The sequence below is a fragment of the Amycolatopsis echigonensis genome (assembly GCF_002846615.1).
Classification (GTDB): Bacteria; Actinomycetota; Actinomycetes; order Mycobacteriales; family Pseudonocardiaceae; genus Amycolatopsis; species Amycolatopsis echigonensis.
In genome coordinates, this window is the sequence record NZ_PJMY01000002.1 from 297,518 (window position 1) to 309,874 (window position 12,357).

General features: G+C 69.3%; 15 protein-coding genes. 10 read left to right on the forward strand and 5 right to left on the reverse strand.

The genetic code is table 11. The features are described from left to right. Nucleotides 1–11 precede the first annotated feature (11 nt). From ATK30_RS03025 to ATK30_RS03035, 3 genes are all read left to right on the forward strand, one after another. Nucleotides 12–674 (forward strand): ATP-dependent Clp protease proteolytic subunit, encoded by a 663-nt coding sequence (locus ATK30_RS03025; protein ID WP_037364520.1) that lies wholly within the window; start codon nucleotides 12–14, stop codon nucleotides 672–674. 221 nt (nucleotides 675–895) lie between these two features. Continuing rightward, nucleotides 896–2,191: an ATP-dependent Clp protease ATP-binding subunit ClpX gene (clpX, locus tag ATK30_RS03030; protein ID WP_009081145.1), complete on the forward strand. Its 1,296-nt coding sequence runs from the start codon at nucleotides 896–898 to the stop codon at nucleotides 2,189–2,191. 71 nt (nucleotides 2,192–2,262) lie between these two features. Further along, entirely contained in the window at nucleotides 2,263–2,658 is a 396-nt protein-coding gene (locus ATK30_RS03035; RefSeq protein ID WP_220817849.1) for a hypothetical protein, read from the forward strand. Between the two features lie 72 nt (nucleotides 2,659–2,730). On the opposite strand, the gene ATK30_RS03040 is transcribed toward ATK30_RS03035, so the two are convergent. After that, entirely contained in the window at nucleotides 2,731–3,660 is a 930-nt protein-coding gene (locus ATK30_RS03040) for an alpha/beta hydrolase-fold protein (protein ID WP_101434204.1), read from the reverse strand. A gap of 48 nt (nucleotides 3,661–3,708) precedes the next feature. Continuing rightward, entirely contained in the window at nucleotides 3,709–4,359 is a 651-nt protein-coding gene (locus ATK30_RS03045) for a TetR/AcrR family transcriptional regulator (RefSeq protein ID WP_101434205.1), read from the reverse strand. Between the two features lie 65 nt (nucleotides 4,360–4,424). Between ATK30_RS03045 and ATK30_RS03050 the strand changes: the two genes are divergently transcribed. Further along, nucleotides 4,425–5,738, forward strand: coding sequence for a carotenoid oxygenase family protein (locus tag ATK30_RS03050; RefSeq protein ID WP_101434206.1), 1,314 nt, complete (start codon nucleotides 4,425–4,427; stop codon nucleotides 5,736–5,738). On the opposite strand, the gene fdhD is transcribed toward ATK30_RS03050, so the two are convergent. Further along, the gene (gene fdhD / locus ATK30_RS03055) at nucleotides 5,739–6,563 is read right to left on the reverse strand and encodes a formate dehydrogenase accessory sulfurtransferase FdhD (RefSeq protein ID WP_101434207.1); all 825 of its coding nucleotides are present in this window, start codon (nucleotides 6,561–6,563) and stop codon (nucleotides 5,739–5,741) included. Nucleotides 6,564–6,706: 143 nt separating this feature from the next. Between fdhD and ATK30_RS03060 the strand changes: the two genes are divergently transcribed. From ATK30_RS03060 to ATK30_RS03070, 4 genes are all read left to right on the forward strand, one after another. Then, nucleotides 6,707–8,059 carry an L-lactate MFS transporter gene (locus ATK30_RS03060; protein ID WP_101434208.1) on the forward strand — a complete coding sequence of 451 codons (1,353 nt, stop codon included), beginning with the start codon at nucleotides 6,707–6,709 and terminating at the stop codon, nucleotides 8,057–8,059. Then, the gene (locus ATK30_RS46815; protein ID WP_279629981.1) at nucleotides 8,059–8,190 is read left to right on the forward strand and encodes an MFS transporter small subunit; all 132 of its coding nucleotides are present in this window, start codon (nucleotides 8,059–8,061) and stop codon (nucleotides 8,188–8,190) included. The genes ATK30_RS03060 and ATK30_RS46815 overlap by 1 nt, the downstream gene beginning before the upstream one ends. Nucleotides 8,191–8,260: 70 nt before the next feature. After that, on the forward strand, nucleotides 8,261–8,803 hold the full coding sequence (locus tag ATK30_RS03065; RefSeq protein ID WP_208637251.1) for an ArsR/SmtB family transcription factor: 543 nt from the start codon (nucleotides 8,261–8,263) through the stop codon (nucleotides 8,801–8,803). Beyond that, a complete protein-coding gene (locus ATK30_RS03070) occupies nucleotides 8,800–10,044 on the forward strand; it encodes an MFS transporter (RefSeq protein WP_101434210.1) in 1,245 nt (414 codons plus the stop codon). The genes ATK30_RS03065 and ATK30_RS03070 overlap by 4 nt, the downstream gene beginning before the upstream one ends. Here the strand turns inward: ATK30_RS03070 and ATK30_RS03075 are convergent. Next, complete coding sequence (locus tag ATK30_RS03075) at nucleotides 10,028–10,366, reverse strand: hypothetical protein (protein WP_101434211.1); 339 nt, start codon at nucleotides 10,364–10,366, stop codon at nucleotides 10,028–10,030. The genes ATK30_RS03070 and ATK30_RS03075 overlap by 17 nt on opposite strands. Before the next feature lie 43 nt (nucleotides 10,367–10,409). Beyond that, nucleotides 10,410–11,087, reverse strand: coding sequence for a GntR family transcriptional regulator (locus tag ATK30_RS03080; RefSeq protein ID WP_101434212.1), 678 nt, complete (start codon nucleotides 11,085–11,087; stop codon nucleotides 10,410–10,412). Nucleotides 11,088–11,159: 72 nt separating this feature from the next. Between ATK30_RS03080 and ATK30_RS03085 the strand changes: the two genes are divergently transcribed. Further along, nucleotides 11,160–11,582 (forward strand): VOC family protein, encoded by a 423-nt coding sequence (locus ATK30_RS03085; RefSeq protein WP_101434213.1) that lies wholly within the window; start codon nucleotides 11,160–11,162, stop codon nucleotides 11,580–11,582. Further along, nucleotides 11,579–12,322 carry an SDR family NAD(P)-dependent oxidoreductase gene (locus ATK30_RS03090; protein ID WP_101434214.1) on the forward strand — a complete coding sequence of 248 codons (744 nt, stop codon included), beginning with the start codon at nucleotides 11,579–11,581 and terminating at the stop codon, nucleotides 12,320–12,322. Before ATK30_RS03085 ends, ATK30_RS03090 begins: the two co-directional genes overlap by 4 nt. The last annotated feature ends 35 nt before the right edge of the window (nucleotides 12,323–12,357 follow it).

Consider the following 12,357-nt stretch of genomic DNA (forward strand, 5'->3'; position numbering starts at 1 on the left):
AGGAGAGCATCATGAGCAACTTCCGGCTCCCGGGTGACTTCCGGGCCCCGAATATGCCGCTGTCGCCCCAGTCGCGGTACATCCTCCCGTCCTACGTCGAGCGCACCAGCTACGGCGTGAAGGAGTCCAACCCGTACAACAAGCTGTACGAGGAGCGGACGATCTTCCTCGGCGTGCAGGTGGACGACGCGTCGGCCAACGACGTGATGGCCCAGCTGCTGCACCTCGAGCACGAGGACCCGGACCGCGACATCAGCATCTACATCAACTCCCCGGGCGGGTCGTTCACGTCGCTGATGGCGATCTACGACACCATGCAGTACATCCGCCCGGACATCTCGACCGTGTGCCTCGGCCAGGCCGCCTCGGCCGCCGCGGTGCTGCTGGCGGCGGGCACGCCGGGCAAGCGCATGGCGCTGCCGAACGCGCGCGTGCTGATCCACCAGCCGGCCACCGAGGGCACCTACGGGCAGGTCTCGGACCTGGAGATCCAGGCCAACGAGATCCAGCGCGTGCGCCGCCAGATGGAGGTCATCCTGGCGAAGCACACGAACAAGGAACCGGACGAGATCAAGGCCGACATCGAGCGGGACAAGATCCTCACCGCCGAGGAGGCGAAGGCCTACGGCCTGATCGACGAGGTGCTCCCGTACCGGAAGGCCTCGGCGAACTGACCGCGACGGGCCGGTGCGCGGCGAATCCGCGACGCGCACCGGTCCGCTGGTCTACTGTCGGTCGTCGACGTGCCCGACGCGCTCGGGTGTTCCCGCCCGCGCCTTCGGGCGGGTACCGTCGGTGGCAATGCGTGTGGGTTCCGGGAACGCCTGGCAGTCCCGGGGCCGCCAGAGAGTAGTGCAGGTGCGCTCGCGCACCGGAGGGGACGAGGTCAACGGCCATGGCACGGATCGGTGACGGCGGCGACCTGCTGAAGTGTTCTTTCTGCGGCAAGAGCCAGAAGCAGGTGAAGAAGCTCATTGCCGGGCCAGGGGTCTACATCTGCGATGAGTGCATCGACCTCTGCAACGAGATCATCGAAGAGGAGCTGGCCGAAGCCGGCGACGTGAAGCTCGACGAGCTGCCGAAGCCCGCCGACATCCACGAGTTCCTCGAGCAGTACATCATCGGCCAGGACGACGCGAAGAAGACGCTCGCGGTCGCGGTGTACAACCACTACAAGCGGATCCAGGCCGACGACAAGTCCGGGCCGAAGGATTCCAAGGACGAGCCGGTCGAGCTGGCCAAGTCGAACATCCTGATGCTCGGCCCCACCGGCTGCGGCAAGACCTATCTCGCGCAGACGCTGGCGAAGCTGCTGAACGTCCCGTTCGCGATCGCCGACGCCACCGCGCTCACCGAGGCGGGCTACGTCGGCGAGGACGTCGAGAACATCCTGCTGAAGCTGATCCAGGCGGCGGACTACGACGTCAAGCGCGCCGAGACCGGCATCATCTACATCGACGAGGTCGACAAGATCGCCCGCAAGAGCGAGAACCCGTCGATCACCCGCGACGTGTCCGGCGAGGGCGTGCAGCAGGCGCTGCTGAAGATCCTCGAGGGCACCACCGCGTCGGTGCCGCCGCAGGGCGGGCGCAAGCACCCGCACCAGGAGTTCATCCAGATCGACACCACGAACGTGCTGTTCATCGTGGCGGGCGCGTTCGCCGGGCTGGAAAAGATCATCAACGAGCGGGTCGGCAAGCGCGGCCTCGGGTTCGGCGCGGAGATCCGCACCAAGGCCGAGATCGAGGGCAGCGACGTGTTCTCCGAGACCATGCCGGAGGACCTGATCAAGTTCGGGCTGATCCCGGAGTTCATCGGCCGGCTCCCGGTCGTGGCGACGGTGAACCACCTGGACAAGGAATCGCTCGTCTCGATCCTGACGCAGCCGCGCAACGCGCTGGTGAAGCAGTACAAGAAGCTCTTCGAGATGGACAACGTCGAGCTGGAGTTCACCAAGACCGCGCTCGAGGCCATCGCGGACCAGGCCGTGCTGCGCGGCACCGGCGCCCGCGGCCTGCGCGCGATCATGGAGGAGGTCCTCCAGCCGGTCATGTACGACATCCCGAGCCGCGAGGACGTGGCGAAGGTCGTGATCACCGAGCAGACCGTGCGGGAGAACGTCAACCCCACGATCGTGGCTCGCCAGCCGTCGCGCCGCACCCGCAGCGAGCGCGGCGAGAAGTCGGCCTGACCCGGCGGCCGCCGGGCGTTGAGCAGGAGTCGGCTGTCCGGGTGTCCTCGGCAGGCGCGATAATGGACAGGATGACAACCGTGCCGCTGACCGCACCCCGGGGGGACGAGACCGCCGACCCCGGCGAAGCGGTACCTGCCGAGACCGAGCCGCCCGCCGCCCCGGTCGGCCTCGTGGAACTCAGCGAGCGGGTAGCCGCGTCCGTGCTGACGCGGTTCCCGTGGCTGATCCGCGCGTCCGAGATCCTGCTCGCGCTGTTCACGCTGGTCTGCCTGGTCGCGGTCGGCACCCGGCTGTCGGCGCTGCCGCTGCTGCCGATCCCGCTGTTCGTGGTGGCGTGGCTGTTCCTGCGCCGGTTGCGTGCGGCGCAGACCCGGGCGCAGCAGCTGCGCTGGTCGCTGCTGATGGCACTGGCCGCGATGGTCGGGTTCTGGGTGATGTCGGTCGTGGCCCGCTGGGTCTCGTAAGTGCTGACGCCGGTGGAGGTCGTGCGTGTTCATCACGGTTAGAACCGCGATAAACGCGCACCAGATCGGCAGCTAAACCTTCTGCTGCAAATGCTTCCCCAAGAACCCCACCATGCTCGGCACCGTCGTGCGGAAAAACGTGTCGCTGTGCTTCCCGTGCGCCGTGTAGCCGATCGTCGGGTGCGTTTCCGCGATATACCGCCGCACCCCGGTGATGAACGGATCTTCCGTGCCGCAGTAAACCGCCGTCGGAATGCCTTGCAGCGCGGACTGGTGGCGCAGCGGATCCAACGACGTCCAGTCCGTCATTCCGGTGAAAATGTGGCGTTTCGCCATTTCCGGCCACGACGTGATCAGTGCCGGGGCGATCGCGGCGACCGCGGCGGGCGGTTGGCGGCGTTCGGCTCGGCGGCGGGCGTACAGCAGCGCGCCGAAGCCGCCCATCGACACTCCGGCGCACGCGAACGGCTGGCCGTCCGTGCCGCCGAAGCCGCGGGTGCGCAGCCACTGCGGGACTTCTTCCAGCAGCATCGCCATCGGGTCGTCGCCGGGGCGGACCTGGTGCCAGTAGTTGTCGCCGCCGTCGACCGCGAGGAAGCCGTACGCGGGCACGGCTTTGCGGGCGACGTCGCTGCCGAGTTGCTTCAGCAGGCCGCTCGGCGCGGCCGAGCGCGCGGAACCGTGCAGGCCGTGCAGCATCAGCGAGATCGGCAGACCGGCCGGCGGCTTCTTGCTCGGCAGAAGAAAGACGAGATCCACTTCGCGGCCGCGGGCGTGCGAAAACACCCGCTCCACCCGCATGCTGCCCAGTTGCGTGACCGGCGTCGACGACGTGACGCCCAGCGCCCGCTGCATCGGCTGGTTGAACGGCACCACGCCGGTCGCGCTCCCGACCGCGAGCCCGGCGATGCCGAGGCCCGAGGCGCCCGCGATCAGCAGGGACCGGCGGCTCACCCGCCTTCGGCCCTCGGTCTCCTGGTTCACCGGTTCCCCCTCACCCATATAGCGTAAGACGTGGAGAAGGGACGAAACGTTGCCTTCTGAAGATCTTCACTCGGTTGTTGTGACCAGCCCCACGGACGCCCGAGCGGCGGCAGGACTGTCTCCGAGCCCGACGACCAGCGTCACGCAGAGCGGCGCGAGGACCTCGGCCACCCCGCGGTCGCCCCGGCCGAAGTGGCCCAGCAGTTCGAGGGTGACATAGCCGTGCACCGCACTCCAGACCTGTGAGGCGACGACGAGCGGGTCGCCCTGGAGCCGTCCGGCGTCGATGGCGCGCGCGACGGCGGCGACCATGCCGTGGAACGACGCCGCTGCCTCGGTGTCCGGGTCCTTCTTGAGCAAATCGCCGACTGCGTGTCCGTGCGCCCCCGCCGCGCGGAACATGAGCGTGAACAGCTCCGGGTGCTCCACCGCCGTTTGGCGGTAGGCGAGCGCGAGGCGGTACAGGTCGGCGACCGGGTCGTCGGTCTGCCCGACGGTCGCCATGTTCGCGATCAGCCGCCGAAACCCTTCTCGCGCAACGGCTTCCATGAGTGCGGCCATCCCGCCGAAGTGGGTGTAGACGGCCATTGTGGACGCGCCGATCTCGGCCGCCAGCTTGCGGGCCTGCAGTGCTTCCGCGCCGCCGTCGGCCAGCAGCCGGATCGCCGCCTCGACCAGTTGCGTCCGCGTGTGTTCGCCCCGGGTCCGCTCGCTCATGCTTGCCAGTATCCCATAACCCTGTTATACCGGTGCTCATAACCACGTTATGGACGGAGTGGGTCATGGGCAATCTCTTCCTTGAAGGCAACTTCGCGCCGGTCGAGCGCGAGTACACGAGCACCCGGCTGACAGTCACCGGGAAACTGCCGGACTACCTCGACGGCCGCTACCTGCGCAACGGGCCGAACCCGGCCGACCCGGATCCCGAAACGCACCACTGGTTCCTCGGCCGCGGCATGGTGCACGGGGTGCGGCTGCGGGACGGCCGCGCCGAGTGGTACCGCAGCCGCCGGGTCGGCACCGACGAAAGCGGGGCCAACACCAACGTCATCGGGCACGCCGGGCGCACGATCGCGCTAGTCGAGGGCGGACTGCCGCAATGGGAGCTCAGCGAGGAACTCGACACGCTCGGCGTTTGCGACTTCGGCGGCACTCTCTCCGGGTACACGGCGCACCCGAAGCGCGACCCGCGAACCGGCGAACTGCATGCCGTCTCCTACCAGTTCGGACTCGGAAACCGGGTGCAGTACTCGGTGATCGGCACCGACGGCCGGGCGCGGCGCACGGTCGACGTCGAGGTCACCGGCGCGCCGATGATGCACGATTTCTCGCTCACGCAACGGTATGTCGTGTTCTACGACCTGCCGGTCACCTTCGATCCGGACCAGGTGCCGGTACCGGTCGACGTGCCCGACCCGCTGACCGCGCGCACCGGCCGCGGCGTGAGTTCCTTGCCGTACCGGTGGAATCCGGACTACCCGGCGCGCGTCGGCGTGATGCCGCGCGAGGGGGACAACAGCGACGTCCGCTGGTTCGACGTCGGCCAGTGCTACGTCTTCCATCCGCTCAACGCCTACGACGAGGACGACCGGATCGTGCTCGACGTGGTCCGGCACCCGAAGATGTTCGACCGCGCGCTGCACGGCCCCGCCGAAGGCGAGCCGACGCTCGACCGGTGGACCGTCGACCTCACGCTCGGAAAGGTGGTCGAGGAACGCATCGACGAGCACGGCCAGGAGTTCCCGCGGGTGGACGAGCGGCTGGTCGGTTTGCCGCACCGGTACGGCTACGCGACGGCGGTCGACGACCGGTCGCGCAGCGTCGGCGCGGTGTACAAACACGACCTGCGCAAGGGTTCCGCGGAGGCGCACCGGTTCGGCCCCGGGCGCGAGCCGGGCGAGTTCGTGTTCGTTCCGTCCAGCGCGGACGCGGGCGAGGACGAGGGCGTGCTGATGGGCTACGTCTACGACGCGGCCGAGGCGCGCAGCGACCTCGTCCTGCTCGACGCGGGCACCCTCGAAACCGTCGCCGCGGTCCACCTGCCGGACCGGGTCCCGCACGGCTTCCACGGCAACTGGGTGCCCGCCGGAGCCTGATCAGGTGAGCAGGCGCTGGTCCCCGGTGTAGAGATTCATGCTGTCTCCGCGCAGGAAACCGATCAGCGTCATGCCGTTCTCCTCGGCCAGTTCGACCGCGAGCGACGACGGCGCGGACACCGCGGCGAGCAGCCCGATGCCGGCCATCGCGGCCTTCTGCACGAGTTCGAACGAGGCGCGGCCGGAGACCAGCAGCCCCAGATCGGGCGCCGGGATCCGGCCCGCCTGCAGAGCCCAGCCGAGCACCTTGTCCACCGCGTTGTGCCGTCCGACGTCCTCGCGCACGACGACGAGCTGACCGTCCGAAGTGAACAGTCCGGCGGCGTGCAGGCCGCCGGTGGACGAGAACACTTTTTGCTGTTCCCGCAATCGATCCGGCATCTGCGTGAGGACGTCGGTCTTCACCGCGAATTCGGACGCGGCGGGGGAGAACCGGCTGCGCAGCTTCACCGCGTCGAGAGCGGCCTTGCCGCACACGCCGCACGACGAGGTCGTGTAGAAGTTCCGCTCGACCCCGGTGTCCGGAGGGGCGACACCTTCGGCGAGTGCGATGTCGAGCACGTTGTAGGTGTTGCGGCCTTGGTCGTCGACGCCGTCGCAGTAACGGGCCACGGCCACGTCCTCGCGGGACCCCAGCACACCCTCCGACAGCAGGAAGCCGTGCGCCAGTTCGACGTCGTGGCCGGGCGTGCGCATTGTCACCGCCAGTGCCTTGCCGCCGACCCGCAGTTCCAGCGGTTCCTCGGCGGCCAGCGAGTCCGGCCGGCGCCGTTCGCCGGCCGCGGAGATCCGCCGTACCGGCCGCCGCACCGTCACTCTGCCCATCGCTCGCTCCGCTCGTCCTTATTGTCGTCTTCGGTCGTGTCTCGGTGTTGTCACCGACAAGACATTCGACAGTCATCCGGCGCAACGCCGAGGATCTGGTAAACCATTCCCAGCACCTCGTCACTGTTGGGAGGAGACCGCCGATGGCTGTCCCCGGCTTCCTTGCCCGTTCCCGCATCGTCGCACCGCCCGGCTGGACCCGCTGGCTCGTGCCGCCCGCCGCGCTGTCCATCCACCTGTCGATCGGCCAAGCCTACGCGTGGAGCGTCTTCAAGACGCCGTTGGAGAAGACTCTCGGACTGACCGGCACGGAGTCCGGGCTGCCGTTCCAGCTCGGCATCGTGATGCTGGGGCTGTCCGCCGCGTTCGGCGGCACCCTCGTGGAGAAGAACGGACCGCGCTGGGCTATGACCGTCGCCACGATCTGTTTCTCCGCCGGGTTCCTGCTCGCCGCGCTCGGCGTCGCGACCGGGCAGTTCTGGCTCGTCGTGGCCGGCTACGGCGGCGTCGGCGGGATCGGTCTCGGCATCGGCTACATCTCGCCGGTGTCGACGCTGATCAAATGGTTCCCGGACCGGCCGGGCATGGCCACCGGGATCGCGATCATGGGCTTCGGCGGCGGCGCGCTGATCGCGTCGCCGTGGTCGTCGGCGATGCTCGGCTCCTCGCCCACGACCGGCGACATCGCGACGGCGTTCCTGATCCACGGCATCGTGTACGCGGTGTTCATGACGATGGGCGTGCTGATCGTTCGCGTCCCGGCCGACGACTGGCGTCCGGCGGGCGAGGTGAAACAGGCCGCGGCCAAGCCGATGATCTCCACGGCGAACGTCTCGGCGGCGAACGCGCTCAAGACGCCGCAGTTCTGGTGCCTGTGGATTGTCTTGTGCCTCAACGTGACCGCGGGCATCGGCATCCTGGAGAAGGCCGCGCCGATGATCACCGACTTCTTCAAGGGCACCTCGGCTCCGGTCGGCACCGCGTCCGCGGCCGGGTTCGTCGCGCTGCTGTCGCTGACCAACATGCTGGGCCGGTTCGTCTGGTCGTCCGCCTCGGATCTGGTGGGGCGCAAGAACATCTACCGGTTCTACCTCGGCGTCGGCGCGCTGCTGTACCTCGTGATCGCGTTGACCACGAACGCGTCGAAGCTCGTGTTCGTGCTGTGCGCGATGCTGATCCTGTCCTTCTACGGCGGCGGATTCTCGACGCTCCCGGCGTACCTCAAGGACCTGTTCGGCACCTATCAGGTCGGCGCGATCCACGGCAGGCTGCTGACCGCGTGGTCGGCGGCTGGCGTGCTCGGGCCGCTGATCGTGGACGGGATCGCGGACAGCCAGAAGGCCGCCGGCAAGACCGGGCCGGACCTGTACCAGCTGTCGTTCTGGATCATGATCGGCCTGCTGGTGGTCGGGTTCGTCGCGAACGAATGCGTGCGCCCGGTGAAGGAGAAATTCCACGAACCCGTCGACCGCGGCGCGGTGGGGAGCGAGGCGTGATGACGAGTGCCGAGGGCCGTTCCGGCGGCCGGACCCTTCTGCTGGTGATCGCCTGGCTGTGGGTGCTCGCCCCGTTCGCCTACGGCGTGGTCGAGCTGATCCGGAAGGTGGTCAGCCTGTTCGGCGGCTGAGCGCCGCGGGAGCGCACGGCCCGGAAACAAGGGCTGGACAAATAGTCAAGAGTCGTTGACCATTGTCCCCGTGACTGGGGACGATCAAGCGGGCTACGTTCCGCCTCAAGACACTGTCCATGTCGAGACCACCGACCAGCTGCGCGCCGTGAGCAACGTCGTGCGGCACCGCGTGCTCGCGGTGCTGCGCGACGGGCCCGCGACGATCACGCAGGTCGCCGAGCAGCTGGGGATCGCGAAAGGCAGTTCCAGCTACCACATGCGGGTGCTGGAGCGGGCCGGGATCGTGCACGTCGTGCGCACGCGGAAGGTGCGCGGGGTGCTGGAGCGCTACTACGCGCACGTCGGGCGGAGCATCGAGCTGCCCGAACCGGCCGCGGGACAGCGGGACGTGCTGCTGCAGCACGCCCTCGACGACCTCTCGACCGCGCCCGAGGGCTCGCCCCGGTTCGTCCGGATGCTGCACACGCGGATCAGCGAGGCGCAGTTCGAGGAGTTCGAGCGCCGCCTGGCCGGACTGCTCGACGAACTGCGGGACGCGCGCGACGCAGACGAGGCGGCCGCCACCGTCGCGGTCGCGTTCTTCCGTCCGGGGCCGGGTGCGGCCAGATGACGCAACCGAAAATGCCTCCCGCGTTCAGTCGCTTGTGGACAGCCGCGACGGTCAGTTCTCTCGGCGACGGCGCGTATTCCGCGGCGTTGCCGTTGCTGGCGGTTCTGCTGGACAGCGATCCGCTGGTGGTCAGCCTGGTGACGGTGGCGGTGCTCGCGCCGTATCCGGTGGCCGGGCTGTTCGCCGGCGCGCTGGTCGACCGCTGGGACCGGCGGCGCACGATGTGGATCGCGGACCTGGTGCGGGCAGTGCTGCTGGGGCTGACGGTCGCCGCGGGCGCGTTCGGCTGGCTCAGCATTCCGGTCCTGCTCGCGGTGGCGTTCCTGCTCGGCACCGGCACGCTGTTCTTCGACACCGCCGCACAGGCGTATCTGCCGGATTTGCTCGCACGGGACCAGACGTTGCTCCGCCGTGCCAACGGCTACCTGCGCGGGGCGTCGACCGCGGCCGGGCAGTTCACCGGACCGCCGATCGGGAGTTTCCTTTTCGCCGTGGGGAAAACGCTGCCGTTCGCGGTGAACGCGCTGACCTACGTGGCCAGTGCGACGCTGATCCGGACGCTGCCGCCGACGCCGGTCCCGGAGCGTGCGCCGGGCCGGTCGGTGTGGGCGGACTCGAAGGAGGGTTTCGCTTACGTAGTCAAGGATCGGCTGCTGCTCGGCCTCGCTCTGCGGCCCGCGGTCGGGAACCTGGCGTTCGGCGCGTTCGGGGCCGTGCTGGTGGTGTTCGCGAAGGACGCGCTGGGACTGCACTCCGCCGGATACGGTTTCCTGCTCGCCGTCGAAGCCGTCGGGGGGCTGGTGGGTGCGATGGTGCTCGCCGGACCGCTGGAGAAATGGCTGGGAACCGGCACCGCGCTCACCGTCACCGCGGTGATCGAGGGCGGCGCGGTGCTGGTGTTCGGCCTCGCCCGGGACCCGTGGCTCGCCGGGGCGATGTTCGCGCTGTGCGGCTGCGCCATGGCGACGACCATGGTGCTCGGCGCTTCGCTGCGGCAGGTCGTGGTCCCGGCGCGGCTGATGGGCCGGGTCGCCGCGGCGTCGCGGCTGGTCTCGGCTTCGGCCGCACCGGCAGGCGCGGCGCTGGGCGGCTGGCTCGCCGCGACGGCCGGAGTGCGAGTGCCGTACCTCGCGGCCGCCGGGGTGCTCGTGTCGATGACTCTGGTGACGATGAGCATGACGAGCAACAAGCGGATCGAAGCGGCGCTCGCGAAAGCGAAAGAGGCTACCCCCGTCGCATAGCCGTCGATGCGGTGAAAACGACCGGGAGCAGCAAAGTCAGCACGAAAACCGTGAGCCACACGCGGCGCGCTGTCCGTTTCGGCTGGGCCAGCGAGGCGGTCAGTGCGCCGATTACGGCCGCGACCGGCAGCGCGAAAAGCCCGAAGTGCAGGAAGGAGGCGAGCACGATGACCCCGAGCACGGCTGGCTCGGTCAGCCCCTTCGCGCCGATCAACAGCGCCAGCGCGAGCCCGCACAGCGCGAGGGCGCAGACCAGGTACGCGCCGACGCCGTGCAATGCCCCGGTGAGTGCGACGCGCGCTCGGCTCGTATCCGTGTCCACTCAACGAGCCTGACAGGTCGCGGAGCACGGCGGATGCGTGGAACTACTCGGTTTGGATGCGTTCGAGCAAGCTTTCCCGGGCAGACTCCACGTGCTGTTCCGCGACCCGGGCCAACCGCCCCCGGTCGCCGCGGCGAATCAACTCCGCCAGTTCGCGATGCTCGGCGACCACCCGAGCGCGGTAATGCTCGTGCCCGAGCGAAACCCGTTGCAGCTGAAACAGAAACACCTGCGACCGCACCGCATTCCACGCCTCCGTCAGGCGGCCGTTGCCCGCGGCGGCGTATACGCGGTCGTGAAAAGCGATGTCCAGCGCCAGCAACCGCGGTCCCTCCGCTTTCGACCGGACCGCCGCCGCCAAATCAGCGACCAGCGCGTCCAAGGCGTCCAGATCCGCTTCGGTGGCAGCGGTGCGCGCCGTCACCGCGGCGAGCCGGTCCAGCGCCGCGCGGACCGAGTAGACCTCGTCGACGTCCTCGGCGGTCACGTCGACCACCGTGGTCGGGCGGTGCCAGTCGCAGCGGACCAGGCCTTCCCGCGCGAGCTGGGCGATGCCTTCGCGCACCGAACCGCGGCTGATCTCCAGCGACGCGGCGAGTTCGACCTCGCGCAACGGCGCGCCGGGCCGGAAATGCCCGGCGAAGATCGCTTCGCGCACCCGGTCGGCGGCTTCGTCGGCGAGCCCGCGGCGCGCCGCCTTCCTCAGGGGGGTGACTTCCACGGGTTAATGTTGACATTCGGACATTGGCCAGTCAACGTGAAGACCCCGATCCCCGCGCCGAAGGAGTGCCGCATGGCTGTCCGTCCCGCCTTCCACCTGGCCATTCCGGTCGACGACCTGCCGAAGGCCCGCGAGTTCTACGGTGGCGTGCTGGGGCTGGCGGAGGGGCGCTCGGCGGACGCGTGGGTCGACTGGAACTTCCACGGCCACCAGGTCGTCACGCACGTGGTCCCGGGCGCTCGCGCGGAAGCGGGCCGCAATCCGGTCGACGGGCACGACGTGCCGGTGCCGCACTTCGGGCTGGTGCTCGACGTCGACAGCTTCCACGAACTGGCCGGGCGGCTGCGCGCCGCGGGCACCGAGTTCGTGATCGAGCCGTACCAGCGGTTCGCCGGCGAACCGGGGGAGCAGTGGACGATGTTCCTGCACGACCCGGCCGGGAACGCGCTGGAGTTCAAGGCTTTCCGCGACGAGACGCAGCTGTTCGCGAAATGAACGTCCTCGTCACCGGAGCTTCGCGCGGGATCGGCCGCGCCATCGCCGTCGCCTTCGCCACCCGGGGCGACCGGATCGCCGTCCACTGTGGATCCAACCGGGAGGCCGCGCGCGAGACGCTCGAGGAGCTGCCCGGTTCCGGGCACGTGCTCGTGTCCGGCGACCTCGGCAACCCCGAAGCCGCGCAGTGGATCGCCGACGTGGCCGAGGAACAGCTCGGCGGCGTCGACGTGCTGGTCAACAACGCGGCGGTCGGGACGACTCCGGCCACCCGCACGCCGATCGCCGAAATGTCCTATGCGGACTGGCAGGACGCCTGGCAGCGCACGCTGGACGTCAACCTCCTCGGCGCGGCCAACGTTTCCTTCCACGTCGCCCGCCACCTCATCGACCGGGGCGTGCCCGGCCGGATCGTCAACATCGGGTCGCGCGGGGCGTTCCGCGGCGAGCCCGAATACCTGGCGTACGGGGCGAGCAAGGCCGCGCTGCACGCGTTCGGCCAGTCGCTGGCGGTCCAGCTGGCCCCGCACGGCATTTCGGTCACCTCGGTGGCTCCGGGTTTCACCGCGACCGAGCGCGTCGCCGACCGGGTCACCGACGAGGTGCGGCGGCAGAGCCCGTTCGGCCGGGTCGCCGAACCGGAGGAGATCGCCGAAGCGGTGGTGTTCCTGGCCTCGTCGGAGACGCCCTGGGCGTCCGGTTCGATCCTGGATCTGAACGGAGCCTCACACCTGCGCTGAGCTGTGAGCTGTGTCACGAATGCAGCACATCGAGG

What these genes read in the sequence shown, in the direction of transcription:
- ATK30_RS03060 (WP_101434208.1), top strand. Translation starts at nt 6,707, where the DNA reads ATGGCTGTCCCCGGCTTCCTTGCCCGTTCCCGCATCGTCGCACCGCCC.
- ATK30_RS03070 (WP_101434210.1), top strand. Translation starts at nt 8,800, where the DNA reads ATGACGCAACCGAAAATGCCTCCCGCGTTCAGTCGCTTGTGGACAGCC.
- ATK30_RS03035 (WP_220817849.1), top strand. Translation starts at nt 2,263, where the DNA reads ATGACAACCGTGCCGCTGACCGCACCCCGGGGGGACGAGACCGCCGAC.
- ATK30_RS03050 (WP_101434206.1), top strand. Translation starts at nt 4,425, where the DNA reads ATGGGCAATCTCTTCCTTGAAGGCAACTTCGCGCCGGTCGAGCGCGAG.
- ATK30_RS03045 (WP_101434205.1), bottom strand. Translation starts at nt 4,359, where the DNA reads ATGAGCGAGCGGACCCGGGGCGAACACACGCGGACGCAACTGGTCGAG.
- ATK30_RS46815 (WP_279629981.1), top strand. Translation starts at nt 8,059, where the DNA reads ATGACGAGTGCCGAGGGCCGTTCCGGCGGCCGGACCCTTCTGCTGGTG.
- ATK30_RS03085 (WP_101434213.1), top strand. Translation starts at nt 11,160, where the DNA reads ATGGCTGTCCGTCCCGCCTTCCACCTGGCCATTCCGGTCGACGACCTG.
- clpX (WP_009081145.1), top strand. Translation starts at nt 896, where the DNA reads ATGGCACGGATCGGTGACGGCGGCGACCTGCTGAAGTGTTCTTTCTGC.
- ATK30_RS03090 (WP_101434214.1), top strand. Translation starts at nt 11,579, where the DNA reads ATGAACGTCCTCGTCACCGGAGCTTCGCGCGGGATCGGCCGCGCCATC.
- ATK30_RS03025 (WP_037364520.1), top strand. Translation starts at nt 12, where the DNA reads ATGAGCAACTTCCGGCTCCCGGGTGACTTCCGGGCCCCGAATATGCCG.
- ATK30_RS03040 (WP_101434204.1), bottom strand. Translation starts at nt 3,660, where the DNA reads ATGGGTGAGGGGGAACCGGTGAACCAGGAGACCGAGGGCCGAAGGCGG.
- fdhD (WP_101434207.1), bottom strand. Translation starts at nt 6,563, where the DNA reads ATGGGCAGAGTGACGGTGCGGCGGCCGGTACGGCGGATCTCCGCGGCC.